Here is a 1,309-nt window from a genome sequence, read left to right as displayed (position 1 = left end):
TGAATCGCCCCGAGTTCATCGGAGACCAGTTTGTTTAAGTCAGGCCACTTTACCTGACTCGTTTAAATTATCATAGTAGTCTGTTTCATATTGAGCTGGTGAAATATACCCAATTGAAGATAATAAGCGTTGATTATTAAACCAATTGACCCACTCTAACGTTGCGTATTCAACAGCATCAACATTCTTCCACGGGCCATTTCTGCGAATAATCTCTGTTTTAAATAATCCATTTATTGTTTCAGCCAATGCATTGTCATAAGAGTCACCCACACTGCCTACAGACGCTTGAATTCCAGCTTCAGCAAGTCGCTCAGTGTATCGTATAGACAAATATTGGCTGCCTCTGTCGCTGTGGTGAATTAACCCTTCGGGGTTGCCACGATGCCAAATAGCTTGCTCTAACGCATCAAGAATAAGCTCTGTGTGCATTGTCGTTGATACACGCCAACCTACAATGTATCGTGAAAAAACATCTATCACGAAAGCGACATAAACAAACCCACTCCATGTGGCAACATAGGTGATGTCAGCTACCCAAAGTTGATTTGGCTGCTCAGCAGTAAATTGACGATTAACTAAATCAAGTGGCTTATCTTGTTGCTCGTCAGGTATCGTTGTCTTATGTGCTTTACCCCGACGAACACCTTGAATTCCCATAACTCGCATCAATCGTTCGACTGTACAGCGGGCGACTTGATGGTCGTCAAGCTGTAGCTGCTTCCATATTTTTCTTGCACCATAAACTGACATATTATCCTCCCACACTTCGCGAATGAGTATTATCAGCTCAGCATCACGCTTTTTGCGGTTAGACAGTCGCTCAGGCTCTCTTTGTATCTGTTTATGAGAATAATACGTTGATGGTGCAATCGGCAATTCCTTGCAAATTGACTCGACACCGTAATGCTCTCTGCAAGCATCAATAAAATCCACTATTACTTCTGTTTGCGGTCGAGCTCCGCTTGGGCGAAAAAAGCGGCAGCTTGCCTCAGGATATCATTCGTTCGCTTGAGCTCTTTATTCTCGCGCTCTAAGACGGCAAGGCGTTCTTCAGTTGATTGCGTATTAGAAGAGGGTTTAGACGGTTGAGCTTGAGATTTCTTGACCCATGCTCTAAGTGTTTCTGGGGTACATCCCAGTTTATCTGAAATCGATACTAGCGCAGCCCAAAGAGAAGGGTATTCATGCTGTTGTGTGGTAACAAGCCTAATTGCACGTTCACGAAATTCTGATGTATAGCGATTTGATTTTTTCATAGTTCCAGTTTCTCAAGTTATTGAGTCTCTGGCAAACACGGGGCGATTCA

General features: G+C 43.4%; 1 protein-coding gene and 1 other annotated feature. The gene reads right to left on the bottom strand.

The window, feature by feature from the left end; genetic code table 11:
* Positions 1 to 39 precede the first annotated feature (39 nt).
* Positions 40 to 1,259 (bottom strand): IS3 family transposase gene (locus GTH32_RS19225; RefSeq protein ID WP_089368775.1). Its coding sequence is split into 2 segments (ribosomal slippage): positions 40 to 980 and positions 980 to 1,259, totalling 1,221 coding nucleotides; the frame shifts between segments, so codons are not numbered across the junction.
* Positions 865 to 981, bottom strand: a sequence feature (AL1L pseudoknot). Its footprint overlaps the gene before it by 117 nt.
* Positions 1,260 to 1,309: the final 50 nt, after the last annotated feature.

Source organism: Alteromonas profundi (assembly GCF_010500865.1).
Taxonomy (GTDB): domain Bacteria; phylum Pseudomonadota; class Gammaproteobacteria; order Enterobacterales; family Alteromonadaceae; genus Alteromonas; species Alteromonas profundi.
This window is presented reverse-complemented; position numbering and strand designations above follow the sequence as displayed.